Annotated in this window: 21 protein-coding genes; 9 read left to right on the top strand and 12 right to left on the bottom strand. The window is 55.1% G+C overall.

The features are described 5' to 3' along the window. Positions 1-34: 34 nt before the first annotated feature. Positions 35-493 carry a methylglyoxal synthase gene (gene mgsA / locus H7R58_RS08435; protein ID WP_106928769.1) on the top strand — a complete coding sequence of 153 codons (459 nt, stop codon included), beginning with the start codon at positions 35-37 and terminating at the stop codon, positions 491-493. 37 nt (positions 494-530) lie between these two features. Here the strand turns inward: mgsA and helD are convergent, their stop codons facing one another. Next, the gene (gene helD / locus H7R58_RS08430; RefSeq protein WP_182929168.1) at positions 531-2,585 is read right to left on the bottom strand and encodes a DNA helicase IV; all 2,055 of its coding nucleotides are present in this window, start codon (positions 2,583-2,585) and stop codon (positions 531-533) included. Between the two features lie 122 nt (positions 2,586-2,707). On the opposite strand from helD, the gene H7R58_RS08425 reads away from it, so the two are divergent. Both H7R58_RS08425 and yccS read left to right on the top strand, forming a co-directional pair. After that, complete coding sequence (locus H7R58_RS08425; protein WP_106928772.1) at positions 2,708-3,154, top strand: YccF domain-containing protein; 447 nt, start codon at positions 2,708-2,710, stop codon at positions 3,152-3,154. 18 nt (positions 3,155-3,172) lie between these two features. After that, a complete protein-coding gene (gene yccS, locus H7R58_RS08420) occupies positions 3,173-5,299 on the top strand; it encodes a YccS family putative transporter (protein WP_106928774.1) in 2,127 nt (708 codons plus the stop codon). Here yccS and H7R58_RS08415 read toward each other — a convergent pair whose 3' ends face one another. Beyond that, positions 5,300-5,905, bottom strand: a complete 606-nt coding sequence (locus H7R58_RS08415) for a TfoX/Sxy family DNA transformation protein (RefSeq protein WP_182929169.1) — start codon at positions 5,903-5,905, stop codon at positions 5,300-5,302. 218 nt (positions 5,906-6,123) lie between these two features. Here H7R58_RS08415 and sulA point away from each other — a divergent pair, with 218 nt between their 5' ends. Together sulA and ompA are read left to right on the top strand one after the other, a co-directional pair. Next, a complete protein-coding gene (sulA, locus tag H7R58_RS08410; RefSeq protein WP_106928778.1) occupies positions 6,124-6,633 on the top strand; it encodes an SOS-induced cell division inhibitor SulA in 510 nt (169 codons plus the stop codon). Positions 6,634-6,988: 355 nt separating this feature from the next. Beyond that, positions 6,989-8,044: a porin OmpA gene (ompA, locus tag H7R58_RS08405; protein WP_106928861.1), complete on the top strand. Its 1,056-nt coding sequence runs from the start codon at positions 6,989-6,991 to the stop codon at positions 8,042-8,044. Positions 8,045-8,129: 85 nt separating this feature from the next. Here the strand turns inward: ompA and matP are convergent, their stop codons facing one another. Then, complete coding sequence (gene matP / locus H7R58_RS08400; protein WP_106928779.1) at positions 8,130-8,585, bottom strand: macrodomain Ter protein MatP; 456 nt, start codon at positions 8,583-8,585, stop codon at positions 8,130-8,132. Between the two features lie 184 nt (positions 8,586-8,769). On the opposite strand from matP, the gene H7R58_RS08395 reads away from it, so the two are divergent. Then, entirely contained in the window at positions 8,770-10,530 is a 1,761-nt protein-coding gene (locus tag H7R58_RS08395) for an AAA family ATPase (protein WP_182929170.1), read from the top strand. A 69-nt stretch (positions 10,531-10,599) separates the two neighbouring features. Next, on the top strand, positions 10,600-11,118 hold the full coding sequence (gene fabA, locus H7R58_RS08390) for a 3-hydroxyacyl-[acyl-carrier-protein] dehydratase FabA (RefSeq protein ID WP_064548854.1): 519 nt from the start codon (positions 10,600-10,602) through the stop codon (positions 11,116-11,118). Positions 11,119-11,214: 96 nt separating this feature from the next. On the opposite strand, the gene rmf is transcribed toward fabA, so the two are convergent. The 6 genes from rmf to rlmKL all read right to left on the bottom strand — a co-directional run bounded on the left by rmf (position 11,215) and on the right by rlmKL (position 19,141). Further along, on the bottom strand, positions 11,215-11,382 hold the full coding sequence (rmf, locus tag H7R58_RS08385) for a ribosome modulation factor (RefSeq protein ID WP_035892402.1): 168 nt from the start codon (positions 11,380-11,382) through the stop codon (positions 11,215-11,217). A 261-nt stretch (positions 11,383-11,643) separates the two neighbouring features. Further along, positions 11,644-12,201 carry a membrane integrity-associated transporter subunit PqiC gene (gene pqiC / locus H7R58_RS08380; protein ID WP_106928783.1) on the bottom strand — a complete coding sequence of 186 codons (558 nt, stop codon included), beginning with the start codon at positions 12,199-12,201 and terminating at the stop codon, positions 11,644-11,646. Beyond that, positions 12,201-13,838, bottom strand: a complete 1,638-nt coding sequence (gene pqiB, locus H7R58_RS08375; RefSeq protein WP_106928785.1) for an intermembrane transport protein PqiB — start codon at positions 13,836-13,838, stop codon at positions 12,201-12,203. The genes pqiC and pqiB overlap by 1 nt, the downstream gene beginning before the upstream one ends. Positions 13,839-13,842: 4 nt before the next feature. After that, positions 13,843-15,102 (bottom strand): membrane integrity-associated transporter subunit PqiA, encoded by a 1,260-nt coding sequence (pqiA, locus tag H7R58_RS08370; protein WP_106928787.1) that lies wholly within the window; start codon positions 15,100-15,102, stop codon positions 13,843-13,845. A gap of 13 nt (positions 15,103-15,115) precedes the next feature. Continuing rightward, on the bottom strand, positions 15,116-17,023 hold the full coding sequence (locus tag H7R58_RS08365) for an ABC transporter ATP-binding protein (protein ID WP_182929172.1): 1,908 nt from the start codon (positions 17,021-17,023) through the stop codon (positions 15,116-15,118). 12 nt (positions 17,024-17,035) lie between these two features. Next, a complete protein-coding gene (gene rlmKL / locus H7R58_RS08360) occupies positions 17,036-19,141 on the bottom strand; it encodes a bifunctional 23S rRNA (guanine(2069)-N(7))-methyltransferase RlmK/23S rRNA (guanine(2445)-N(2))-methyltransferase RlmL (RefSeq protein WP_182929173.1) in 2,106 nt (701 codons plus the stop codon). 98 nt (positions 19,142-19,239) lie between these two features. Between rlmKL and H7R58_RS08355 the strand changes: the two genes are divergently transcribed. Continuing rightward, positions 19,240-20,349 (top strand): YcbX family protein, encoded by a 1,110-nt coding sequence (locus H7R58_RS08355; protein ID WP_182929174.1) that lies wholly within the window; start codon positions 19,240-19,242, stop codon positions 20,347-20,349. Here H7R58_RS08355 and zapC read toward each other — a convergent pair. Both zapC and pyrD read right to left on the bottom strand, forming a co-directional pair. Further along, on the bottom strand, positions 20,346-20,888 hold the full coding sequence (gene zapC, locus H7R58_RS08350) for a cell division protein ZapC (RefSeq protein WP_106928794.1): 543 nt from the start codon (positions 20,886-20,888) through the stop codon (positions 20,346-20,348). The two genes, H7R58_RS08355 and zapC, sit on opposite strands and share 4 nt — an antisense overlap. Positions 20,889-21,053: 165 nt before the next feature. Then, entirely contained in the window at positions 21,054-22,064 is a 1,011-nt protein-coding gene (gene pyrD, locus H7R58_RS08345; RefSeq protein ID WP_106928796.1) for a quinone-dependent dihydroorotate dehydrogenase, read from the bottom strand. 249 nt (positions 22,065-22,313) lie between these two features. Here pyrD and ssuE point away from each other — a divergent pair, with 249 nt between their 5' ends. Beyond that, positions 22,314-22,889 carry an NADPH-dependent FMN reductase gene (gene ssuE / locus H7R58_RS08340; RefSeq protein ID WP_106928798.1) on the top strand — a complete coding sequence of 192 codons (576 nt, stop codon included), beginning with the start codon at positions 22,314-22,316 and terminating at the stop codon, positions 22,887-22,889. 89 nt (positions 22,890-22,978) lie between these two features. Here ssuE and pepN read toward each other — a convergent pair whose 3' ends face one another. Next, a complete protein-coding gene (gene pepN / locus H7R58_RS08335; protein ID WP_182929175.1) occupies positions 22,979-25,591 on the bottom strand; it encodes an aminopeptidase N in 2,613 nt (870 codons plus the stop codon). Between the last annotated feature and the right edge of the window lie 14 nt (positions 25,592-25,605).

Raw genomic sequence — 25,605 nt, 5'->3', positions numbered from 1 at the left:
AATCTGTCTGCATTTAACACTCAGGGATCGTTTTATGGAACTGACCACTCGCACCTTACCGGCGCGTAAACACATTGCGCTGGTTGCGCACGACCACTGCAAAGATATGCTGATGAAATGGGTGCAGCGCCACCAGGCATGCCTTGCGCAGCATACGCTGTCGGCGACCGGCACCACCGGCAACCTGGTGCAGCGCGCAACCGGCCTGGAAGTTAAAGCGATGCTCAGCGGCCCGATGGGCGGCGATCAGCAGGTGGGCGCGCTCATTTCAGAAGGCAAAATCGATGTGCTGATTTTCTTCTGGGACCCGCTCAACGCCGTGCCGCACGATCCGGACGTTAAGGCTCTGCTGCGCCTCGCGACCGTGTGGAACATCCCGGTCGCGACCAATGCTGCTACCGCGGACTTTATCATTCAGTCACCCAACTTTGCCGAGCCGGTAGATATCCTCATTCCAGACTACCCACGCTATCTGGCCGAACGTCTCAAATAAGCCAGGCTGCGCCCGGAGCAAAAACTTCGGGCGTCATTCAGGGTTTGCGTGCCACTGGCACCGACAGCTGCTTCAGTATCTCAACAAACGGAGACGGCTGCGCCTTGTTAAACAACAGCCAGACGCGCAACCGCGCGCGGGTCATGGCCACGTACAGCAAACGCCGCTCTTCCGCGTCGGGAAAATCCTCCGGCTCCGGCAACAGGGCCTGCTCCATAATCGACTCCCGCACGGGAGCGGGAAAACCGTCGAAGCCCTCTTGCAGCCCCAGCACAATGACATAGTCAGCCTGCTGCCCCTTACTGGCGTGCACGGTCATAAAATCAATATTCAGCTTCGGCCAGCGGGTAGCGGCTTTTTCCAGCGCGGCAGGCTTAAGATGATGATAACGGGCCAGCACCAGAATACGCTGGTCTGGCGTGGCGTAGCCGCTGAGCTTATCAAACAGCGCATCGAGCTTATCGTCTTCCAGCAGCGTAACGGCGTGCTTATCGCCAACGGTCAGGCTGTTCAGCGGTTTACTCAGTTGATGTGGGTTCTGCTGAATGAAGCGGTTGGCAATTTCACCAATGCGGCTGTTAAAACGGTAGGTCGTATCCAGCGCGCAGTTATCGCCCTCGCCAAAATAGTGGCTAAAAGCCGTAGTCAGCGACAGCTGCGCGCCGCTGAAGCGATAAATTGCCTGCCAGTCGTCGCCAACGGCGAACAGCGATGTTTGCGAATTCTGTTTACGCAGCGCCGCCAGCAGCGCGGCGCGCTGTGGTGAGATATCCTGGAATTCATCAACCAGAATATGCTTCCACGGGCTCACAAAACGGCCCTTATCGAGAATAATAATAGCCTGGTGAATTAAACCGGAAAAATCGACGGCATTCTCGTCTTTCAGCGCGGCTTTCCACGCTTTCAGCAGCGGTGCCATTAGCTTTATCCGTTTACCAAAGCACTCTCGCACGGCTTCCGGCGCACCAGCGATCATATCCGCCTGCGAACCGCCGTGCATTCGCATCAGGCTCACCCAGCGGTCGAGGCGGCTGCCCATCCGTTTTACGATTTTGTCATCTTCCCAGAAGCTGTCTTCGCCGACCTCCCAGCCCAGTTCGTCCTGTAGCCACTGCCGCCAACCTTTCGCCTGCGCTTTTTTCTCGCGGCACTGCTGCTGCCAGCAATCGGTAAACAGCTTATAACGTGCGGCAGCATCGTTTTCCAGTTGACTGACGACAGGCACTTTTTTACTGCCCTGCTGGATAATCGACAGCGCCAGCGCGTGGAAGGTGCGTGCGGTAATGGCATCCGTATTCAGGCGTGATTGTAGACGCTCGTCCATCTCTTCAGCCGCCTTGCGGCCAAAGGCTAACAGCAGAAGCTGTTCCGCTGAGGCCTCCTGGCGCTCAAGCAGCCAGCCGGCACGCGCCACCAGCACCGACGTTTTACCGCTGCCGGCCCCGGCCAGTACCAGCAGTGAACGCTCACCGTTCACCACCGCGCGAGCCTGTGACGGGTTCAGCGGTGAAGATTCAATGCGAGCAAAAAAGTCGCCGTACTGTGTCAGCATGGCGTCGGTATAGCGTTGATTATGCTGCGCGCGACCGCTTTCTTTATCCGCCAGCCAAGCCTGGCACTGCCGCCAGGCCTCTCGGCAGTTATCAAATTCTGCCAACCGCGTGGTTGGCAAGGGCAGGCCTTCGAGCGCGTTAACGATCTGCTGCCGGATAGTCTGCGCCTGCTGGCGGGTAAGCCAGCGCGTCTGCTCGCGGCTACCGGTAATAATTGCCAGCTGCGCCTCGAGCAGCCCAGCGGCGATATCGCTCATCTCTGCGCTCCACTGCTGCCACAGCGCCGTCAAGTGGCGGTGAAAACGCTGGGTTTCACCCCATTCCGTACCGTGCAGGCGCACAACTTTGTCCTCGGGCAGAACAAACTCCAGCTCCCCCCACACCAAACCACGCTTGCAGTTGATGGCCAGTAACTGATTAAAAGGGATGAGATATTCATGCTGAGGGCCGGACACCCTGACGCCCGCATTGAGGATCTCAACCCGGTCGTAAGGATGCTGCGCCATGCGCTTGCCCAGCGTCGTTGCTTTTAATTCCATGTCGTGCTGAATCCTGACTTTTTCGATATCTCACAGTGTAACCGCCAGAGAATAGGTGCTCCAGCCTAAAAAAACGTTACAATCAACAGGACTTATTATTCACAGCGCTGCACTGAGGATTTATGCGTACTGTTCTGAATATTTTGAATTTTGTGCTGGGTGGTTTTTTGACAACGTTGGGCTGGCTGCTGGCAACGCTGGTCAGCATCGTGCTGATTATTACGCTGCCGCTCACGCGGTCCTGCTGGGAAATCACCAAATTATCGCTGCTGCCTTACGGTAATGAAGCGGTACACGTTGACGAACTGGAGCCCGGCGCGAAAAGCGGCGTCATGAACGCTGGCGGTACCTTGCTCAACATTCTGTGGTTCGTGCTGTTCGGCTGGTGGCTGTGCCTGACGCACATTATGGCCGGGATCGCCCAATGCATCACCATTATTGGTATTCCTGTCGGCATTGCGAATTTTAAAATTGCCGCTATTGCTTTGTGGCCCGTAGGACGCCGGGTTGTGCCTGTCGAAGTTGCACGCGCGGCGCGTGAAGCGAACGCCCGCCGCCGTTTCCAGTAATCAGGACGATTAATTGCTATGCTAAGCCCGCTGCTTCGCCGCTATACATGGAACAGTACCTGGCTATATAACGCCAGGATATTTATTGCGTTAATTGGCACAACCGCTCTGCCCTGGTGGCTGGGCGACGCAAAGTTGACCATTCCGCTCACCCTGGGGGTGGTTGCTGCTGCGCTAACGGACCTCGACGATCGTTTGGCCGGGCGGCTGCGTAACCTGGTCATTACCCTCATCTGCTTTTTTATCGCCTCGGCGTCGGTAGAACTGCTGTTTCCCTGGCCGTGGTTATTTGCGGTAGGACTGACCCTTTCCACTATCGGTTTTATTTTGCTCGGCGGCCTTGGGCAGCGCTATGCGACTATCGCCTTCGGCGCGCTGCTGATTGCCATTTATACGATGCTCGGCGTATCGCTGTACGCCCAATGGTATCAGCAGCCGCTGCTGCTGATTGCGGGAGCCGTTTGGTATAACGTGCTGACCTTAACCGGGCACCTGATTTTCCCAATTCGCCCGCTGCAGGATAACCTCGCGCGCAGCTACGAACAGCTCGCCCGCTACCTCGAACTGAAATCGCGTCTGTTCGATCCCGATCTCGACGATGACAACCAGGCGCCGTTATATGAACTGGCGCTGGCGAACGGGCAACTGATGGCGACGCTGAACCAGACTAAAACATCGTTACTGACACGCCTGCGTGGAGACCGCGGCCAGCGCAGCACGCGCCGGACGCTGCACTACTATTTCGTGGCTCAGGATATCCACGAACGCGCCAGTTCATCGCATATCCAGTACCAGGCGCTGCGCGATCAGTTTCGCTACAGCGACGTCATGTTCCGCTTCCAGCGCCTACTCTCAATGCAGTCTATCGCCTGTCAGGATCTGGCGAAGGCCATCCTGCTGCGCACGCCGTATCAACACGATGCTCGCTTTGAACGCGCGTTTACCCATCTGGATGCCGCGCTCGATCGTATTCGCGCTGGCGGCACCGCGCCGGAACAAATGAAAGCGCTGGGTTTTCTGCTCAATAACCTGCGGGCAATTGATGCCCAGCTCGCCACCATCGAGTCAGAACAGCTCCAGTCGCAAACGCGAAGCGAAACGGAAAACCTCCTCGCCGACGACAGCCTGCACGGCTTCGCCGATATCCGTTCGCGGCTGAGCCGCAACATGTCACCGGAGTCAGCGCTGTTCCGCCACGCCGTTCGCATGTCTGTGGTGCTGTGCGTGGGCTATGCCTTTATTCAGTTCACCGGTCTACAGCATGGCTACTGGATCCTGCTGACCAGCCTGTTTGTTTGCCAGCCCAACTATAACGCCACCCGTCACCGCCTTGCGCTGCGTATTATCGGCACGCTGGTTGGCGTTGCGCTGGGTCTGCCCATACTCTGGCTGGTACCGTCACTGGAAGGTCAGTTGATTCTGATCGTCGTAACCGGCGTGCTGTTTTTCGCTTTTCGCAACGTACAGTACGCGCATGCCACCATGTTTATTACGCTACTGGTGCTACTGTGCTTTAACCTGCTCGGCGAAGGATTTGAAGTGGCGCTACCGCGCGTCGTAGATACCCTGATTGGCTGTGGTATTGCGTGGCTGGCGGTAAGCTTTATCTGGCCGGACTGGAAGTTCCGTAACCTGCCGCGCGTGCTGGAACGCGCCGTGGATGCCAACTGTCGCTACCTGGACGCCATTCTTGAACAGTACCACCAGGGGCGCGATAACCGTCTGGCCTATCGTATTGCGCGCCGCGATGCGCATAATCGGGATGCCGAGCTGGCGTCAGTGGTGTCGAATATGTCGACGGAACCGAAAGTAACGGCGGAAATGCGGGAAACGGCGTTTCGACTTCTCTGCCTTAACCACACTTTAACCAGCTATATCTCTGCGCTGGGTGCCCATCGAGAGAAACTCACCACACCGGAAATCCTGGCGCTTCTCGACGATGCGGTCTGCTATGTCGATGATGCCCTGCACCATCAGCCTTCCGATGAGGAGCGGGTTCAACGTGCGCTTAGCGAGCTCGCGGCGAGGATCCAGCATCTCGATCCTCGTCCGGACAGCAAAGAACCATTGGTCCTGCAACAAATTGGGTTGATGATTTCACTTCTGCCTGAAATTTGCCGTCTGCAAAAGCAGGTTATGATGTAATCACCGTCGTTGGGTGTAGTTCTGCACCCATATTTCCAGCTCCTGGCGCGTTTGCGCCGGGAGTGCGGCAGAATGTACTCCGATGATTGCCCCCTCTAGCGAATACAGCACGCTAACGTTCAGCTGTTTACGTATCTGCCGCAAACGCATCCACGCCGTTTTCGCGCCCATCTGCCGCAGCGTACGCACATCTTTGATTCCAGCCTCGTGCAACAGCAGTTCCAGATGAAAAGAAAGATTGGGAAGATCCCTGAGCCTGCGGCACCGTCGTCGTCGCTTTTCATTTTGCGCATCTTCCAGGGAACATTGGCCAAGCTGCACTAAGGCAGATTTATTCGACCAAAGCCGTTCGTCGACGCGAAAATAGTTGAGCTGCTGTTCATGCCCGCGTTTGCGTACCGTCAGCAGAGGAGGCGAGTACTGACTCTGATAAGCAGCGTTTTTTTCGCACGCCCTCAGATACAGTTCCCCTTCTGCAACCATGGCAAAAACGGTATTGTCGACCGCAAGGCTGTAGCCGCCGAACAGCGCCCGAGACTGCACTTTGCCCAATCCAGAAAAATATTCCATGGATTGGTAAATCCTTTTATACGAGATTATCTTCATGATTAATCCTTAATAATCATGCACATGAATACATCAGATTTGTTAATCGATCAGATAATAAGCAACATAGGGAAGTTCCGCCGGTACGGCAAGGTGTATTTGTAGTCACGGGTGTTTCTTATGCAATTTTGCGAGTTGGTTTCAGAAAATGAGGTTGATCTTTAGTCTTCAGGGTAGTACTGTATATTCATACAGTAACCCACAGGGCTGGATTAACTATGTATACTTCTGGTGTCGTAAATCGTTCTTCTGTCGCTGCCGTCACTACGGCCTCTCATACGCTGACTTCCGTCAATAGCGCGCATACCGCGTTAATTAGTGAAGTGCAATATCGTGAGGATCAGCCAATGATGGCACAGCTGCTGCTCTTGCCATTATTACAGCAGTTGGGCCAGCAGTCGCGCTGGCAGCTCTGGCTCACACCACAGCAGAAACTGAGCCGCCAGTGGGTACAAGCTTCCGGCTTACCGTTGACCAAGGTCATGCAGCTTCGCCAGATGTCATCTTGCGACATGCTTGATTCAATGATCCGCGCGTCGCGTACCGGTAACTATAGCGTGGTTATTGGCTGGTTGACGGACGAGTTGTCCGCTGAGGAACATGCACGTTTACAGAGTGCAGCGGAGAAAGGTAACGCGATGGTGTTCATTATGCGACCAGTTCGGTCTGCGTTACACCCAACAGGACAATACAATGGGATAAAAATTCACTCAAATTTGTTCCATTGAGCCAAATTAGGAATTTTCCTGGGAATTTTTTTGCATTTTTTTTATGTCGCCGTTTTTCTGGGCATTTTCAGGCAGAATGCCGGTCTGATGCGGTTTCCCGCCGTTAATATCGATTATTTTTTCGACGCATTTGTTAAATATTGCGTATACAACTCTTTTTTTTTCATAAGCCTGACGGAGTTCACACTTGTAAGTTTCCGGCGACGTTGTAGACTTTACATCGCCAGGGGTGCTCAGCTTAACACCGCAGATATCTGCTGAGTATTTAACTAAGCCCCGCCCCCGGTGGAAGGATTTAACCGTGAGTCTATTTAGAACTTCATGGCAAATTTTGGATGATAACGAGGCGCAAAAAATGAAAAAGACAGCTATCGCGATTGCAGTGGCACTGGCAGGCTTCGCTTCTGTAGCGCAGGCCGCTCCGCAAGACAACACCTGGTATGCTGGTGGTAAACTGGGTTGGTCCCAGTTCCATGACACCGGTTGGTACCAGAGTGACCTGAACAACAACGGTTCCACCCACGAGAGCCAGCTGGGCGCAGGCGCGTTCGGTGGTTACCAGGTTAACCCGTACGTTGGTTTCGAAATGGGTTACGACTGGCTGGGCCGTATGGAATACACCGGCAGCCAGACCAATGGCGCTCTGAAAGCTCAAGGCGTTCAGCTGACTGCTAAACTGGGCTACCCAATCACTGACGACCTGGACATCTACACCCGTCTGGGCGGTATGGTATGGCGTGCTGACTCCAGCAACAACATCGCTGGCGACCATCACGACACCGGCGTTTCCCCAGTATTCGCTGGCGGCGTTGAGTGGGCTGTTACTCGTGACATCGCTACCCGTCTGGAATACCAGTGGGTTAACAACATCGGCGACGCAAACACCGTCGGCGTACGTCCTGACAACGGCATGCTGAGCGTAGGTGTTTCCTACCGCTTCGGCCAGCAGGATGCAGCAGCTCCGGTAGTTGCTCCGGCTCCGGCTCCGGCTCCAGAAGTACAGACCAAACACTTCACTCTGAAGTCTGACGTTCTGTTCAACTTCAACAAAGCAACTCTGAAACCGGAAGGTAAACAGGCTCTGGATCAGATGTACTCCCAGCTGAGCAACCTGGATCCGAAAGACGGTTCCGTTGTTGTTCTGGGCTTCACTGACCGCATCGGTTCTGACGCTTACAACCAGGGTCTGTCCGAGAAACGTGCTCAGTCCGTCGTTGATTACCTGGTATCTAAAGGTATCCCGTCTGACAAAATCTCTGCACGTGGCATGGGCAAATCTAACCCGGTTACTGGCAACACCTGTGACGGCGTAAAAGCGAAAGCTGCGCTGATCGACTGCCTGGCTCCGGATCGTCGCGTAGAGATCGAAGTTAAAGGCATCAAAGACGTTGTAACTCAGCCGCAGGCTTAAGTTATCGTCTAATAAAAAACCCCGCGCTGCGGGGTTTTTTTTGGCCTTTTCTCGGCCTGCTTTGCAGAACGACGAGCAAAATAGCCTATTTATCTTTGCCCAGCATAGCCTCAAGGTCCTGCTTCAGGCTGGACATTTTACTGGCGTATTTCTCTTTATTTTCCGCATCTTCAATCAGCTGAACGATAGTTTCAGAGAGCGTAATACCGCGACGCTGCGCCAGCCCGGCCAGACGTTGCCAGACCACAAATTCCAGATCGATAGATTTCTTGCGGGTATGCTGATGCTCGGCGTTGAAATGGCGCTTACGGCGCGCACGAATAGTTTGCTTCATCCGATTAACGAGCTGCGGATTGATATGCTGAGCAATCCAGCCATTGACCTGCACCGGCTCGTTTTCCAGCTTCAGCAAAACATCGACGGCCTCTTGCGCGGCGCTGGCTTCAATATAGCGGGTGATGGGCTCGCCTTCCCGGTGCTTTTTCACCAGGTATTTCCACTTCCAGCCGCTTTCAAGATTTTCCAGTTGTTGATATTTCATTGCGATCTCAGTGTGACCGTGTAACTCTTTTCAGGATAACAGTTTTTTCTCAATGTGCTGAGAAGAAATCTGCAACTGTGATACGGATAAAAACCGTGGTACAAGATACTTCCCTATTCTCCGTGAGCTTCCCGACGGCATCGGGTATAATCACGCACTTTACATCTGACTAAAAATAGCGACATTGACTATAAATACTCTTTCCCGGCGCTTTCTCGCCCCCGCGACTGAAGCATTCCAGGCGCTATTTACCCAGCCTGATTTAGCCTCAGAAAACGACATTTTATTCAGCGAGCTACAGGCTCGTTTACACTACGCGCTTGAGCAGTTTCTGCATCCTCAGGGCATCTCCCCTTTCTTACTGGTTAAAGCGCCAGAAGAAAAAGAGTACCTGCAGCTGCTCACTCAAACGACGCAGTCCCTGCGTGATGACGCAGAACCAACCCTGACGGGCGTCGACTATCAGGTTTCCGGCAGTCACATCACCATGCACCCCGCCAGCAGTGCCGAAGACAACTTCGCCAGCCAGGGGCCGGTCATTTTTGCCGACTGGGCTGAGGCCGAGCAGCTGTTTGGCTGCGTGCGTCAGTTTAATGGCGAAATCAGCCTTCAGCCGGGCCTGGTGCATCAGGCGAACGGCGGCATTCTCGTGCTGCCTCTGCGCACGCTGATGAGCCAGCCGCTGCTGTGGATGCGCTTAAAGAATCAGGTGATCCAGCAGCGCTTTGAATGGCTGACCTTTGACGATGCTCGTCCACTGCCGGTCAGCATTCCCTCAATGCCGCTTAATCTGAAGGTTATTCTGGTCGGCGAGCGTGATTCGCTGGCGGATCTTCAGGAAATGGAGCCAGAGCTCTGCGAATCCTCACTGTACAGTGAATTTGAAGACAGCGTGCAGCTTGCCGACGAAGAGACGCTGCGCCAGTGGTGTCAGTGGGTATGGACCGTAGCGCGTGAAAAATCGCTGCCCGGGCTGGCCGCTGACGCCTGGCCACTGCTGATGCAGGAAGGCGCGCGCTATACCGGTGACCAGGAAATCATGCCGCTCTGCCCGCTGTGGATTAGCCGCCAGCTGCGCGAAGCGGCGCCGTTTACCACCGATAAAGTGATTAACGCAGAACAGCTGAAAACGATGCTGACTCAGCGCCAGTGGCGCGAAGGTTTCCTTGCCGAGCGTATGCAGGATGAGATTCTGCTTGAGCAAATCCTGATTGAAACCGAAGGCGAATGCATCGGCCAGATTAACGCCCTGTCGGTCATTGACTTCCCAGGCCACCCGCGCCCGTTCGGTGAACCGTCGCGTATTAGCTGCGTTGTCCACATCGGCGACGGCGAGTTCACCGACGTTGAACGTAAAGCCGAACTCGGCGGTAACATTCATGCTAAAGGCATGATGCTAATGCAGGCTTTCCTGATGGCCGAACTGGACCTGGATCAGCAAATCCCGTTCTCCGCCTCGCTGACCTTTGAACAGTCATACAGCGAAGTCGACGGCGATAGCGCGTCAATGGCAGAACTGTGTGCGCTGATCAGCGCCCTGGCAAACGTCCCGATTAATCAAAGCATCGCGATGACCGGTTCGGTTGACCAGTTTGGCCGTGCTCAGCCGGTCGGCGGACTGAATGAAAAAATTGAAGGTTTCTTTGCTATCTGCGCTCAGCGCGGCCTGACCGGAAAACAGGGGGTCATCATTCCCTCTGCCAACGTACGCCATCTGAGCCTCGCAACTGAGGTACAGGAAGCCGTAGAGGCCGGTGAGTTCTCTATCTGGGCTATTGATGACGTCACCGATGCGCTGCCGCTTCTCACCCAGCTCAACTGGGATGGCGAAGGCCAGACGCTGTTGCAAACTATTCAGGAACGCATTGCACAAGCCACTCAGCAGGAGCCTCGATACCGCTATCCGTGGCCGCTACGCTGGTTAAACCGTCCGAATTCCAACTGATCGGACTTGTTCAGCGTACACGTGTTAGCTATCCTGCGTCCCGAACTTAAAATAAGGCTTACTTAAAACATGGTAGATAAACGCGAATCTTATACAAAAGAAGACCTTCTTGCCTCTGGTCGCGGTGAACTGTTCGGCGCTAAAGGCCCGCAGTTACCGGCTCCTAGCATGCTGATGATGGATCGTGTCGTGAAAATGACCGAAACCGGCGGCAATTTTGACAAAGGTTACGTTGAAGCCGAACTGGATATTAACCCGGACCTGTGGTTCTTCGGTTGCCACTTTATCGGCGATCCGGTAATGCCTGGTTGCCTGGGTCTGGATGCAATGTGGCAGTTGGTCGGTTTCTACCTCGGCTGGCTGGGCGGCGAAGGCAAAGGCCGTGCGCTGGGCGTGGGTGAAGTGAAGTTCACCGGTCAGGTACTGCCAACGGCGAAGAAAGTGACCTACCGTATTCACTTCAAGCGCGTTGTTAACCGTCGTCTGATTATGGGCCTGGCGGATGGCGAAGTGCTGGTTGATGGTCGCCTGATCTACTCCGCAACCGACCTGAAAGTCGGCTTGTTCCAGGATACCTCTGCATTCTGATACGAGTTATCGCCACTTTCTGCTGGCGATAAATTTGTCTGATGAATCTAAGGCGAAACCTCCGCACTGCGGAGGTTTCTTTTTAAAGAGACAGTGTCAGGCAACTACTGCCCTGTCCTCCATGGCCTCTCGCCAGCCTCCCAGCCAGTAAGACCTCTGGTTTATAGTCTGGTAAGGACACATTTCTTTCGGACGCCCGGTAATACCGGCCTGATATCCACGCTGATGTGCCCGCTCCAGGCGATCTCGTTTTTGTCTCTTCATGCCTCGTTTCCCTCATATCTTGGTCTGGTGGAAAAGAAAACAGTGGCTACAAAGTATGCAACCACACAATACGAATACCGCTAAAAAATGGCCCCGTCAATGCGTAGAATTCATACCTTTGTCATATTTGTGAGCTACTCAGAAGAACATTTGTACAAGAAATGTGAGGCCGCACAGGTAACACGCTGACATCAGGGATAAAAAAACCGCCGTCGGTTTAACACCGGCGGCGGCCTTTAGAACGATTAATTCTACTTATAGTTAACGATTGATAGTCCTGGCGATAGATGCCGCTTCCTGGCTCCATGCCTGGGCGAGCGTTTTCACCATCGCATCGTAACCGTCCTGCTGCTGAGCCAGCTCAATGTGGAAAGGACGTTTGGTCAACTGCCCCTGGTGGTTAAGCAGCCATTCGCCGCTGACCACCACTTTGCCATCATAACGGCCATGGAAGCCGCTCACCGAGACATTCAGCGTATCCTGATCGCTACCTAGCGGCTGCGACGACACGACCCAGCCTGGCAGCTGATTGCTCAGATTGGAGACCAGCGTCGTGCGCAGTTGCTGATCCAGCGGACTGGCCCACAGATTGTTACTGGCAATCACGTACTGAACGTCGCTGGTCTGGTACACCACGCCGCTGCCGGCAAGAAAGTCAGGAATATTCACCTGCTCAATCCACAGCATCCGCTGACCGGTGCTGCTGGCACCGTTTTGCACCGTGCCCGTAGCCAACGGCAGCTGATAGTACGTTTTATTCTCCGTGCTGCTACAGGCTGCCAACAGGCAGGCGGCGGCAATGACTAACCACTTTTTCATTATTTCGCCCTCTTAGGCTCTGGATCTTTTTTATCCTTCGCTTCGAATACCAGCGCGTTGCTCTTCTCATTCAGCGTCTTCAGCACCGGCTGCAATTCGCGCAATACCTGATCCAGGCGCTGCATATCGGCGACCATTTTGTTGTAAGCCGCAGATCCTGGCTGGAAGCCCTGCATGCTACGGTTCAGCTCACGCAGTGTTTTCTGCATGTCGGCCGGCAGCTGCTGAGCGGACTGGCTGGCGGTGATTTTGTTCAGATTATCCAGCGTTGTTTGCAGACGGCGCATGGTGTTCTGGCTTTCCGACAGCGTGTTGGTCGCCTGTTCAACCATCGGCGTTAACGGCAGATTGTTGATCTTATCCAGGGTGTCCATCAGGCGCTGCTGAATCTGCGCCAGGCCACCGCTGACGGTAGGCACAATCTGGTAGCCGCCGAAGCTTCTCATGCCGGTCACTGCCGGTTCTTTCGGATAAAAGTCCATGTCGACATACAGCGCGCCGGTCACCAGGTTCCCCGTTTTCAGCGCCCCGCGCAGGCCGCGCTGGGTTAGCTCATCAAGGTGGCTGGCGATATCCGGATTTTCACCCAGCGCGCTTTTCAGACGCTCCGGCTCAATGCGAATCTTGACGGGAATACGGTAGTCATTATTCAGCGCCTGCTGAAGCCCCGGAACGAAGAAAGGCACCTGATCGACCGTCCCCAGACGAATGCCGCGGAACTCAACCGGAGCCCCCGGCTGCAGACCACGCACTGAATCTTTAAAGAACATCAGATAGTCAACGTGCTCGGTATACAGCGAGTCCTGGATACTCTTCTGATCGTCATAAAGCTTGAACTCGGTCTTTTCGGCGATCGGTTGCCCCAAATCTACACCTTCCGGCACGTCAAAACTAACGCCGCCGCTAAATAGCGTCGCCAGTGAGCCCATTTCTACGCGCATCCCGGCAGAAGTCAGGTCTACCGCCACGCCGCTGTCCTTCCAGAAGCGAACGTTGCTGGTCACCAGACGATCGTTAGGTGCGCTGATAAACAGCTGATAGGAAATGCTGCGACTCTGCGGATCGAACGAGCTGGTTTCCACCGAGCCGACGCGATAGCCGCGAAACAGTACCGGATCGCCGGGGTTAAGCTGCCCGGCCTTCTTGCTGTCGAGAAGGACACGAATCCCCTTCGCATCCGGCGGCGCCAGCGGCGGCGCATCAAGGAGTTGATATTGGTCCTGCGTCGAACCTTTGGTGCCCGGCTGCAGCTCAATATAGGCACCGGACAGCAGCGTGCCCAGCCCGCTAATGCCCTCGCGGCCCACCTGCGGTTTCACCACCCAAAAGACGGAATCTTTATGCAGCAGCTTCTCCATCCCCGAATTCAGACGCGCCTTAATCTCCACGTGCGTCAGGTCATCGGTTAGCGTAGTGCTTTCGACCACGCCCACGTCGACGCTGCGGCTTTTGATGGTGGTTTTACCGCCTTCAATGCCCTCTGCATTGGTGGTGATAAGCGTCACTTCCGGGCCCTGATGGCTATAGTGATAGAACAGGATCCACGCGCCAATAAGCGCAGTCACAATCGGGAAGATCCAAACGGGAGACCAGTTTTTCACTTTTTGCACCTTTGCCTCCCCACTCTTGGTTTCCATGCTTTTACGACTCCTCATGGCTTGATTCAGGTTCCCGATCCCACGATAAACGCGGATCAAACGTCATTGCCGAGAACATGGTCATTATGACAACCAGCGCAAACATCAGCGCACCGATTGCCGGGTAAATATTCATTAATCCCCCAATGCGCACCAGCGCAGAGAGTACGGCGATCACGAACACGTCAATCATCGACCAGCGGCCCACGAACTCGACCACTTCATAAATCAGATGCATCCGCTCGCTGTCGCGATGGCGTCGCTTCATGCCGTTGGCATCCAGACACAGCCAGGCAATGGCAATCATCTTCAGCGTCGGCACCATGATACTGGCCAGGAAAATCACCATCGCTACCGGATATGACCCTTCGCTCCACAGCAAAATGACCCCCGCAATGATCGTCGATGGCATTTTGTCGCCGAGCAAATCGGTAATCATAATCGGCAGAATATTGGCCGGGAGATACAACATAATCGAGGTCACCAGCAGCGCCATGGTCCACTGCAGGCTGTTCTTACGGCGCACGTGGCCTTTACTGTGACAGCGCGGGCACTCGAGCTGGTCGGCAGGTAAAATCGCCGTGCAGCACGCACACGAACGCAGCCCCTGGCGAATACCGGTGACGCCAGGTTGCAGCGTCTGCTTCAGCGGCGGCATGGGCGCAATATCATCCCACAGCCAGCGGCGGTCGACGCACTGGAACGTACGCAACTGAAGCAGGCAGAACAGACACCAGGGCAGGAAACTGCTGCCCACGCCAATATCGCCATAGGCCATCAGCTTCACGAAGCTCACCAGCACCCCGGCAAGGAAGATTTCCGCCATTCCCCAGGTTTTCAGCGTGAACAGAATACGTGCCAGGAAAGCCTTCAGCCGATGCGGCATACGCACACGGTTTACCAGCAGAAGAATAGTGACAAGACAAAACGCCGGCACTAGCTGGACAAACAGCAGGAAGAAAGTGCCCAGGCTGGCGTAGTCTTCGGAAAACATGACTCCGGGAATTTCCAGCAGTTCAATCTGGCTGTTAACCCCCGCCACGTTCATGCTGATAAACGGGAACAGGTTGGCCAGCAGCAGCATAAACAGCGCCACCAGCACATAGGCCGTGGGACGGCGTCTCGGCTCGTCCCACGCGGTGGTCAGCGTTGTGCCGCAGCGCGGGCACGCGGCCTTATGTCGGTGCTCAAGGTGCGGCAACGCCACCAGCATGTCGCACTGTGAGCAGAGAATATGCTGCGCAGCATGATGTTGATCGCACATGAAAATTCCTCAATCAGGAGCCGTTTTTCAACGCTTCCAGATATTCCCAACGTTCAAACGCCTCTTCCAGCGCCTGCTCTGCCTGGGACAGATCGGCCAGCACCTTTTGGGTATGGTCGTGTGGCTGACTAAAGAACGCCGCATCCGCTACCTGCGCCTGTAACACCTCGAGTTCGGCTTCCAGCGACTCCAGTTTTTGCGGCAGCTGTTCCAGCTCGCGCTGCAGGTTATAGCTTAGTTTGTTACTGCCGCGTTTGACAGTTTCTGCTTTTGGCTGAACAACTTCCGTCGTTTTTTTCGCTACTGCCTGTTTTTGCGCCAATGACTGCGACTGCTGACCGCGCGCATCATGATAGCCGCCAACATACTGACCGATGCGCCCTTCGCCTTCGAAGATCCAGCATTCGGTGACGGTGTTGTCGACAAACTGACGGTCGTGGCTCACCAGCAGCACGGTACCCTGATAGCCGTCAATTAACTCTTCCAGCAGTTCAAGCGTTTCAACATCGAGGTCGTTGGTGGGTTCATCGAGAATCAACAGGTTACTTGGCTTCAGGAACAGACGCGCCAGCAGCAGACGGTTACGTTCCCCACCGGACAGCGCGCGCACCGGCGTCATTGCCCGTTTCGGGTGGAACAGGAAGTCCTGCAGATAGCCCAACACGTGACGCGGCTTGCCGTTGACCATGACTTCCTGCTTGCCTTCCGCCAGGTTATCCATCACCGTCCGATCCGGATCCAGTTCAGCGCGGTGTTGATCAAAATAGGCGACTTCCAGTTTGGTACCGACGTGAATGCGACCGCTATCGGCCTGCAGCTGGCCAAGCATCAGCTTCAGCAGCGTGGTTTTACCGCAGCCGTTGGCCCCGATAAGCGCAATTTTGTCACCGCGCTGTACCTGCGCGGAGAAGTCTTTCACCAGCACCTTGCCGTCAACCTGGTAGTTGACGTCTTCCATTTCAAAGACAATTTTGCCGGAGCGCGAGGCCTCTTCAACCTGCATTTTCGCGCTGCCCATCACTTCACGACGGGCACTACGTTCGTTACGCATCGCTTTCAGCGCGCGGACGCGGCCTTCATTACGGGTACGGCGCGCTTTAATGCCCTGGCGAATCCACACTTCTTCCTGCGCCAGCTTGCGGTCGAACTCGGCGTTTTGCAGCTCTTCTACGCGCAGCGCCTCTTCTTTCTCGATCAGATACTGATCGTAGTTGCCCGGATACGTCACCAGCTTGCCACGATCGAGATCGACAATACGGGTCGCCATATTGCGAATAAACGAACGGTCGTGCGAGATAAAGATAATCGTACCTTTGAAGGTTTTCAGGAAACCTTCCAGCCAGTCGATGGTTTCGATATCCAGGTGGTTAGTCGGTTCATCGAGCAGCAGTACGCGGGGCGCGCTGACCAGCGCACGGCCCAGCGCCGCTTTACGCAGCCAGCCGCCGGAGAGCGAGGCCAGCTCCATATCCGGCTCCAGCCCAAGCTGCGCCAGCACTTCGTTGATACGGTTTTCAAGCTGCCACAGGCCGTGGTGATCCAGCTGTTCCTGAACCTTTGCCAGCTCCTGCAGATTTTTATCGCTCGGATCGCTCATCACCAGATGCGAGATATCGTGATAGCGTTTGAGGTATATCGCCTGTTCTTCAATACCCTCGGCGACAAAATCATATACGCTGCCCTGCACGTTGCGCGGCGGATCCTGCTGCAGACGCGCGACGACCAGATCCTGCTCGTAGACAATGCGTCCATCGTCCAGGCCCTGTTCGCGGTTGAGGATCTTCATCAGCGTTGATTTGCCCGCGCCGTTACGGCCGACCAGACAGACGCGCTCGTTATCCTCAATATGCAGTTCGGCATTATCGAGAAGCGGCGCATCGCTGAACGACAGCCAGGCGCCATGCATACTAATTAATGACATTCTTTATTCCTTTCAGGCTGCGGTAATCAGCCAGCAGTTGTGGATCTGACGGTTACGAGCGAAATCCTGTGACTGTGTTTTTTGGGTAATATCTTGTGCTTTCAGTCCCAGTTCTGCCAGGCCGTCGTGATCCATACGGAAACCGCGTTTGTTGTTGGAGAACATGATGGTGCCGCCTTTGCGCAGCAGACGCTTCAGATCCTTCATCAGACGCAGGTGGTCGCGCTGAACGTCAAACGCATCGTCCATGCGTTTGGAGTTGGAGAAGGTCGGCGGATCGATAAAGATCACGTCGAACTGTTCGTCAGTATCGCGCAGCCATGCCAGCACGTCTGCCTGCATCAGGCGATGCGCGCGGCCGGTCAGGCCGTTCAGGCGCAGGTTGCGCTCCGCCCACTCCAGGTAGGTACGCGACATATCCACGGTGGTCGTGGAGCGTGCGCCGCCCAGACCTGCGTGCACGCTGGCGCTGCCGGTGTACGAGAACAGATTGAGGAAATCTTTGCCCTTGCTCATTTCACCCAGCATGCGGCGAGCGATGCGGTGGTCGAGGAACAGGCCGGTATCCAGGTAGTCGGTCAGGTTGACCCACAGGCGCGCGTTGTATTCGCTCACCTGCATAAAGTCGCCCTTCTCGTTCATCTTCTGGTACTGATTTTTACCTTTCTGACGCTCGCGGGTTTTCAGCACCAGCTTGTTTGGCGCGATGCCCAATACGGCGATAGTGGCGGCAATAATGTCGAACAGACGCTGACGCGCTTTATTGGCATCAACGGTTTTCGGCGGCGCGTATTCCTGCACCACCACCCAGTCGGCGTAGCGGTCAACGGCCACGTTGTATTCCGGCAGGTCAGCGTCGTACAAGCGGTAGCATTCAATTCCTTCCTGTTTTGCCCACTTTTCATATTTCTTCAGATTTTTACGCAGACGGTTGGCGTAATCTTCTGCCAGAGAAGCGGGCTTCTCACCGGTAGTTTCGGTCAGATGGTAGTTTTTCTGTACGCAGTCCAGCGGGCCGTTTTTGGCTTTAAACTGACGCTCAGCGCGCAGCTGCAGGCAGCTTAACAGCTCCGGAGAGGCGCTAAACAGCGACAGGTTCCAGCCGCCAAAGTGGTTTTTCATATTGCGGCCCAGCAGGCTATGCATCGCAATCAATGCCGGTTCGCTTTCCAGACGCTCGCCGTATGGCGGGTTGCTGATAACGGTACCGTAAGGGCCTTTCGGCAGCGGGTTGGTCAGCTGCGCCACGTCTTTCACTTCAAAGGTGATAAGCTCGCCAATTCCGGCGCGACGGGCGTTGCTGCGCGCCAGCTCAACCACACGGCTGTCAACGTCAGAACCAAAGAAACGGGATTCATAGGCCGCCAGACCGGCACGAGCGCGGGTCTGAGCGTCAGCTTTTACCTCTTTCCAGACCGCATCATCGTGCTGTGCCCAACCGCTGAAGCCCCAGTGACCACGATGCAGCCCCGGCGCGCGGTCGGTAGCCCACATTGCCGCTTCGATAAGCAGCGTACCGGAACCACACATCGGATCGAGCAACGGCGTCCCCGGCACCCAGCCGGAACGCATGACGATAGCGGCCGCCAGGTTCTCTTTGATCGGCGCCATACCGGTACGATCGCGGTAGCCGCGCAGGTGCAGACCTTCACCGCTCAGATCAAGCGAAATATAAGCGGTCTCTTTATTCAAACGGACGTTAATGCGCAGATCCGGATTGTCACGATCGACGTTCGGACGCGGCAGATTCTTACGCGTAAAGGCATCGACAATCGCATCTTTCACCTTCAACGCGCCGTACTGGCTGTTACGAATGCTATCGTTCAGGCCGCCGAAGCTCACCGCAAAGGTGGCATCGGGGGTAAAGATAGACGTCCAGTCAATGGCCTGCACGCCCAGGTAAAGATCGAGATCGCTCCAGACGCTACATTCTCCCAGCGGCATCATAATGCGCGACGCCAGGCGGCTCCACATCAGGCTTTTGTACAGAAGCTGCGTGTCGCCCTGGAAATGGACGCCGCCCTGGGCAATCTGGCACTCTTGGGCACCCAGGCCTTCCAGTTCAGTTTTTAACAGCTCTTCCAGCCCACGGGCCGTACTGGCAAACAGAGAATTCATATCGTCACTTTTACTCGCAGAAAATTGTTGCGCATTATAGCCAATCTGCGCCCCATGTCATAAAGTTAAAGGCTTATTTTCGACTCAGGGACAGCGTTGTGGCCACGTTATCGCGACTTTTTATACATCCGGTGAAATCGATGCGGGGCATTGGCCTCACGCACGCCTTTGCTGATATTAGCGGATTAGCATTTGACCGCATTTTTATGATCACCGAACCCGACGGCACTTTTATTACCGCCCGCCAGTTTCCGGCGATGGTTCGCTTTACCCCCGCGGTCCTGCACGACGGTTTACACCTCACCGCGCCCGACGGCAGCAGCGCGCTGGTGCGCTTTGCCGATTTCATCGGCCAGCCTTCGCCGACCGAAGTCTGGGGCAATCATTTTACCTCGCGTATCGCGCCGGATACCATTAATCAGTGGCTTTCTCCGTTCTTTAAACGCGACGTCCAGCTGCGCTGGCTCGGTGCCGACCTCACGCGCCGCGTCAAACGCCATGATGCCGTGCCGCTGTCGTTTGCCGACGGTTTCCCTTTCCTGCTGGTCAACGAAGCCTCTCTGCGCGACCTACAGCAGCGTTGCCCGGCCAGCGTAAGGATGGAGCAGTTTCGCCCTAACCTGGTGGTCACCGGCGTAGCCCCATGGGTAGAAGATACGTGGAAAACGATTCGCATCGGCGACGTCGTGTTTGACGTCGTTAAGCCGTGCAGCCGATGTATTTTTACGACCATCAGCCCGGAGAAAGGGCAAAAGCATCCCGCCGGGGAACCGTTAAATACTCTGCAGACGTTTCGTACCGATCCGACCAGCGGCGACGTCGATTTTGGCCAGAATCTGATTGCCCGCAATAGCGGCGTTGTACGCGTGGGTGATGAGGTGGATATTCTCGCGACCGGGCCGGGCAAAGTCTATACCGCCGCGCAGAGCGACGAAGCCGTGGCGCCGCAGGCGCAGCAAAATGCGTTGGTCGATATTGACTGGGAGGGAAACACCTTCAGCGGCAATAATCAGCAGGTATTGCTGGAGCAGCTCGAGCAGCAGGGTATTCGCATCCCCTACTCCTGCCGCGCTGGCCTGTGCGGTAGCTGCCGCGTGACGCTGGTTGAAGGGGAAGTCAGCCCGCTTAAAAAAAGCGCGGTCGCGGCCGACGGCACCATACTGAGCTGCAGCTGCATACCTAAAACGGCGCTGAGGCTAAAAAGTTAAACCGCCTGTTCCAGGCTGTAACCGTCGAGCCCAGGCTGCGGTTGCAGCCTGTCATTCATCACTTTGATCGGGTCGCCAAGCTGCATTGTGCGCCCGGCCAGAACCAGACCCGGCTGGGCCAGCAGACACAGCGCGGCGTTCTCACCCGGCTCAACCACCAGCAGGTTCACCTGGCTGTCGTCATCGCTCAGCCAGACGCGAGCCGCATCGCCGGTGACCGGCGTCCAGGCATCTTGATGGGCGCGGAAGTGCCAGCTTTTCGGCATTTGCGGCTTCAGGAAGCGGATCGCCACCAGCGCGTTAAGAATAAGTTCAGCGCGGTGTTCTTTCGACAGCAGCAGATCGCGGCATTTTTCTTCAAAAGAGAAATACAGTGCAGCGTCATCGACGCAAAAACCGGTAGGAGCAAAAGCATCGGGCGTTAACATGCGACGAGCAAAACGCGAGCGGAACAACATGCCGTTGGCTAAATCGAGCATCATACGATCGTGCTCTTCATCATAATACCAGCGCCAGTTATCATCAGGTTTAATTCGCATGTGTTTCCCCCATCATTTTTGCATCCATTGCGCTGTCTGTTCTTCCATTCCGTTATTGTCGCCCTAAATAATAAAAGACTAATATGTCTAAATAAGCAACAATAGGGAAATATAAAGCAACCAGGGCTGGAAATAAAGCCCTGGATCACATTACGAAGAAAAAGACTAGATGTGGGTGACGATTTCTTTAATCAGCGGTGGGCCTTTAAAAATAAAGCCGGAATAAATCTGTACCAGCGTTGCGCCAGCCGCCATCTTTTCGCGCGCCGCCATCACCGAATCGATACCACCGACGCCAATAATAGGCAGCTGACCTTTTAATTCAGCCGACAGCATACGAATAATTTCGGTACTTTTTAATTGTAATGGACGACCGCTCAAACCACCGGTTTCATCACAGTGTTTCATCCCCTGAACCAGCGAACGATCCAATGTCGTATTGGTGGCAATTACCCCATCGATATTATGGCGAAGCAAACTATCGGCCACCTGGATCAACTCCTCGTGAGAAAGATCCGGCGCGATCTTCACTGCCACAGGAACATATTTATGGTGCTTTTGCTGAAGCTCTGATTGTTTATTTTTAATACCAGAAAGCAGATCGTCCAGCGCCTCACCATATTGCAACGTGCGTAATCCCGGGGTATTTGGCGATGAAATATTAATCGCAATATAACCCGCATAGGCGTAGATTTTTTCCATACAAATCAGATAGTCATCTTTGCCGTGCTCGACAGGGGTGTCTTTATTTTTGCCGATATTAATCCCCAGAATACCGTCGAAATGCGCCTTTTTAACGTTCTCAACCAGGTTATCTACACCATGGTTATTGAAGCCCATGCGGTTGATCAGCCCTTCCGCATCCACCAGGCGGAACAGGCGCGGTTTATCGTTACCCGGCTGCGCGCGCGGCGTAACGGTACCAATTTCGATCGAACCAAATCCCATGGCCCCTAAGGCATCTATACATTCACCGTCTTTATCCAGACCGGCGGCCAGACCGAGAGGGTTTTTAAACGTCAGCCCCATACAGGTGACCGGTTTTTCCGGTACTTTCTGGCGCACGAGCGCTTCCAGCGGCGTACCGGTGACACGGCGTAATTGTTGGAACGTTAATTCATGAGCGCGCTCTGGATCGAGCTGGAAAAGTGCTTTACGAACGAAGGGATAGTACATGAACTCTCCTGGATTCCCGGTGTGCAAACCGGGGGCGTATTATGTGCGATCTTGCTTCGAAAGGGAATTGACCTATGGCAAAAAAAGCGCAATCGTTTTCCTCTCCTCCTTTATCGCGCTCAGCGCATATGCATTTTCCGGTAATCCTACGCCGGAAAAAGTATTTCGCGCGCCAGAACGGCTTTGAGACACTGGTACAAATGTTATCAACTTTAACTTTATGTTTATTTTTGGTTATAAGGAGAGATTATGCGCGTCATTACTTTAGCTGGCAGTCCCCGCTTTCCTTCTCGCTCCAGCGCGCTGCTGGAATACGCACGCGAGAAGCTGTCAGCGGCCGACGTCGAAGTGTTTCACTGGCATCTGCAGAATTTTGCGCCGGAAGATCTCTTCCACGCTCGTTTTGACAGCCCGGCGCTGCAAACCTTAACCGAACAGTTGAGCCATGCGGATGGGCTTATTATCGCCACGCCGGTGTATAAAGCCTCATTTGCCGGCGCGTTAAAGGCTCTGCTCGATCTGCTGCCAGAGCGCGCGCTGGAAGGAAAAATCGTGCTGCCGCTGGCCACCGGCGGCACCGTGGCGCATATGCTGGCGGTCGATTACGCCCTCAAACCGGTGCTCAACGCGCTGAAAGCACAGGAGATTCTGCAGGGCGTATTCGCCGACGACAGCCAGGTGACCGATTATCAGCACAAGCCGCAGTTCAGCCCGAACCTGCACACGCGGCTGGACAACGCGCTGGAGACATTCTGGCAGGCGCTGCACCGGCGGGACATTCAGGTCCCCGCTTTAAATACCGCGCGACAGGCTGCCCATGTTTGATAAAAAAAACGCCGCAGGCAAATACCCGCGGCGTTTTTCATTTATTGCGTGAAGAACCCCCGGGAGGTTAACGCCTTCCGGGGCAACGATTACGCTAGCGCTTTCGTAATCTTCTCGAACAGATCGCCGGACAGATTTTCCAGCCCTTTCAGCTGCTCCAGCGCCGCACGCATCAGCGCCTGGCGTTTGGCATCATAGCGTTTCAGGCGGATCAGCGGCTCAATCAGACGTGAAGCCACCTGCGGGTTTTTGCTGTTCAGTATGGTGAGCATTTCCACCAGGAACTGGTAGCCGCTACCGTCCTGGGCATGGAACGCCGCCGGGTTACTACCGGCAAAAGCACCTATCAGAGAGCGAATACGGTTCGGGTTATTCATACTGAATGAGCGGTGGTTCAGCAGTTTACGCACCGTCGCCAGCACATCTTCCGCCGGACTGGTCGCTTGCAAAATCAGCCATTTATCCATCACCAGACCGTCGTGATGCCACTTATCATCATATTCCTGCATCAGGGCATCGCGACACGGCAGCTCTGCCGCCACCGCCGCCGACAGCGCCGCCAGCGCATCCGTCATGTTATCGGCATGATGGTACTGATCGCTCACCAGCTTATCGCCAAGCTCACGGTCACCAAATGCCAGATAGCGCAGGCAGGTATTGCGCAGCGAACGCTTGCCTATGTCGGCATGCTCTACGCGATAGCTGTCGAGCTTGTTGGCGTTATACACCGCCAGACATTCATCGGCCAGTTCAGTCGCCAGCGTACGGGTCAGCGCTTCGCGCACCGCAGCAATAGCGATAGGATCAATAATCTCGAACAGCTCAGCAATTTCGCTCGTTGATGGCAGCGTCAGGATTTCAGCCGCCAGCGCCGGGTCGATGTGCTCATCAAGCAGAATCGCGCGGAACGCATCGGCAACGTGTACCGGCAGCGACAGCGGCTGGCCCTGCTGATGGCGCGCGACGTTGAGTTTGATATAGGTCGCCAGCAGGCTCTGCGCCGCATCCCAACGGGAGAAATCGTTACGCGCATGACGCATCAGGAACGTGAGCTGCTGATCGCTCCATTTATACTCCAGCTTCACCGGCGCGGAGAACTCACGCAGCAGCGATGGCACCGGCTGGAAGTAAACATTATCAAAAACAAACGTTTGTTCTGCCTGAGTGACGTTCAGCACGTGATGCACCGGATGACCGTCTTTTTGCAGCGGGATCACCTTCCCCTCGTTATCGTACAGTTCGATATCGAACGGAATGTGCAGCGGGAACTTCTCTTCCTGCTCGGCGGTTGCCGGCGTGCGCTGACGAATGGTTAAGGTGTATTGCTCCGTTTCCGGATTGTAGTCATCGTGGACGCTGACAATCGGCGTACCGGCCTGGCTGTACCAGCGGCGGAAATGCGAGAGATCGATATTGGAGGCATCTTCCATCGCCTGAACAAAATCATCACAGGTTGCGGCGCTGCCGTCGTGGCGCTCGAAATAGAGCTGCATGCCTTTCTGGAAGTTTGCTTCGCCCAGCAGGGTGTGCAGCATGCGGATCACCTCCGCCCCTTTCTCGTAGACCGTCAGGGTATAGAAGTTATTCATTTCAATAACTTTATCCGGGCGGATCGGGTGCGCCATCGGGCTGGCGTCTTCGGCAAACTGCAGCCCGCGCATGGTGCGCACGTTGCTGATGCGGTTCACGGCGCGTGAGCCGAGATCCGAGCTGAACTCCTGATCGCGGAACACGGTCAGGCCTTCTTTCAGGCTCAGCTGGAACCAGTCGCGGCAGGTCACGCGGTTGCCGGTCCAATTATGGAAATATTCGTGGCCAATAACGCGTTCGATATCGAGGTAATCTTTATCGGTGGCGGTATCGGTACGCGCCAGCACATACTTGGAGTTAAAGACGTTCAGGCCTTTGTTCTCCATTGCCCCCATATTAAAGAAGTCGACGGCGACGATCATATAGATGTCGAGGTCGTACTCAAGGCCGAAGCGCTCTTCGTCCCACTTCATGGAGTTTTTCAGCGAGGTCATCGCCCACGGCGCACGGTCAAGGTTGCCGCGATCGACAAACAGCTCCAGCGCAACGTCGCGCCCGGAACGGGTTTTGAAGGTATCGCGCAGCACGTCAAAATCGCCCGCGACCAGGGCAAACAGATAACATGGTTTCGGGAATGGGTCCTGCCACTGAACCCAGTGACGACCGTCTTCCAGCTCGCCTTCGGCAATGCGGTTCCCGTTGGACAACAGGAACGGATATTTGCTTTTATCGGCGGTAATTTTGGTGGTAAAGCGCGCCAGCACATCCGGGCGATCGAGATACCAGGTAATATGACGGAAACCTTCAGCTTCACACTGAGTACATAGCGCTTCGCCAGACTGATACAGCCCTTCCAGCGCGGTATTCGCCGCCGGGCTTATCTCGTTAACAATCTTCAGGGTGAAACGCTCGGGCAGGCCGGAGAGCACCAGTTGATTATCTTCTTCTTTATAGTCGGCCCACGGCGCGCCGTTAACATGAACGGAGACCAGCGTCAGGTCTTCGCCATTCAGGCGCAGCGGCACATCAGACGCTGCATGACGGGAAACCTGGCTTTCCGCAGTCACGATGGTTTTTGCGGCATCCAGGTCAAAGGCCAGGTCGATATCACTAATCAGGTAGTCCGGCGCACGGTAGTCGTGGCGGTACTTGGCTTGGGGCTGTTGTGTCATAAAAAACCTTTAGC

Source organism: Klebsiella sp. WP4-W18-ESBL-05, assembly GCF_014169075.1.
GTDB lineage: Bacteria > Pseudomonadota > Gammaproteobacteria > Enterobacterales > Enterobacteriaceae > Kluyvera > Kluyvera ascorbata_B.
Note: the sequence above shows the minus strand (reverse complement) of the source record. Positions and strands in the feature narration are given on the sequence as shown.

What these genes read in the sequence shown, in the direction of transcription:
- mgsA (WP_106928769.1), top strand. Translation starts at nt 35, where the DNA reads ATGGAACTGACCACTCGCACCTTACCGGCGCGTAAACACATTGCGCTG.
- helD (WP_182929168.1), bottom strand. Translation starts at nt 2,585, where the DNA reads ATGGAATTAAAAGCAACGACGCTGGGCAAGCGCATGGCGCAGCATCCT.
- H7R58_RS08425 (WP_106928772.1), top strand. Translation starts at nt 2,708, where the DNA reads ATGCGTACTGTTCTGAATATTTTGAATTTTGTGCTGGGTGGTTTTTTG.
- yccS (WP_106928774.1), top strand. Translation starts at nt 3,173, where the DNA reads ATGCTAAGCCCGCTGCTTCGCCGCTATACATGGAACAGTACCTGGCTA.
- H7R58_RS08415 (WP_182929169.1), bottom strand. Translation starts at nt 5,905, where the DNA reads ATGAAGATAATCTCGTATAAAAGGATTTACCAATCCATGGAATATTTT.
- sulA (WP_106928778.1), top strand. Translation starts at nt 6,124, where the DNA reads ATGTATACTTCTGGTGTCGTAAATCGTTCTTCTGTCGCTGCCGTCACT.
- ompA (WP_106928861.1), top strand. Translation starts at nt 6,989, where the DNA reads ATGAAAAAGACAGCTATCGCGATTGCAGTGGCACTGGCAGGCTTCGCT.
- matP (WP_106928779.1), bottom strand. Translation starts at nt 8,585, where the DNA reads ATGAAATATCAACAACTGGAAAATCTTGAAAGCGGCTGGAAGTGGAAA.
- fabA (WP_064548854.1), top strand. Translation starts at nt 10,600, where the DNA reads ATGGTAGATAAACGCGAATCTTATACAAAAGAAGACCTTCTTGCCTCT.
- rmf (WP_035892402.1), bottom strand. Translation starts at nt 11,382, where the DNA reads ATGAAGAGACAAAAACGAGATCGCCTGGAGCGGGCACATCAGCGTGGA.
- pqiC (WP_106928783.1), bottom strand. Translation starts at nt 12,201, where the DNA reads ATGAAAAAGTGGTTAGTCATTGCCGCCGCCTGCCTGTTGGCAGCCTGT.
- pqiB (WP_106928785.1), bottom strand. Translation starts at nt 13,838, where the DNA reads ATGGAAACCAAGAGTGGGGAGGCAAAGGTGCAAAAAGTGAAAAACTGG.
- pqiA (WP_106928787.1), bottom strand. Translation starts at nt 15,102, where the DNA reads ATGTGCGATCAACATCATGCTGCGCAGCATATTCTCTGCTCACAGTGC.
- H7R58_RS08365 (WP_182929172.1), bottom strand. Translation starts at nt 17,023, where the DNA reads ATGTCATTAATTAGTATGCATGGCGCCTGGCTGTCGTTCAGCGATGCG.
- rlmKL (WP_182929173.1), bottom strand. Translation starts at nt 19,141, where the DNA reads ATGAATTCTCTGTTTGCCAGTACGGCCCGTGGGCTGGAAGAGCTGTTA.
- zapC (WP_106928794.1), bottom strand. Translation starts at nt 20,888, where the DNA reads ATGCGAATTAAACCTGATGATAACTGGCGCTGGTATTATGATGAAGAG.
- pyrD (WP_106928796.1), bottom strand. Translation starts at nt 22,064, where the DNA reads ATGTACTATCCCTTCGTTCGTAAAGCACTTTTCCAGCTCGATCCAGAG.
- ssuE (WP_106928798.1), top strand. Translation starts at nt 22,314, where the DNA reads ATGCGCGTCATTACTTTAGCTGGCAGTCCCCGCTTTCCTTCTCGCTCC.
- pepN (WP_182929175.1), bottom strand. Translation starts at nt 25,591, where the DNA reads ATGACACAACAGCCCCAAGCCAAGTACCGCCACGACTACCGTGCGCCG.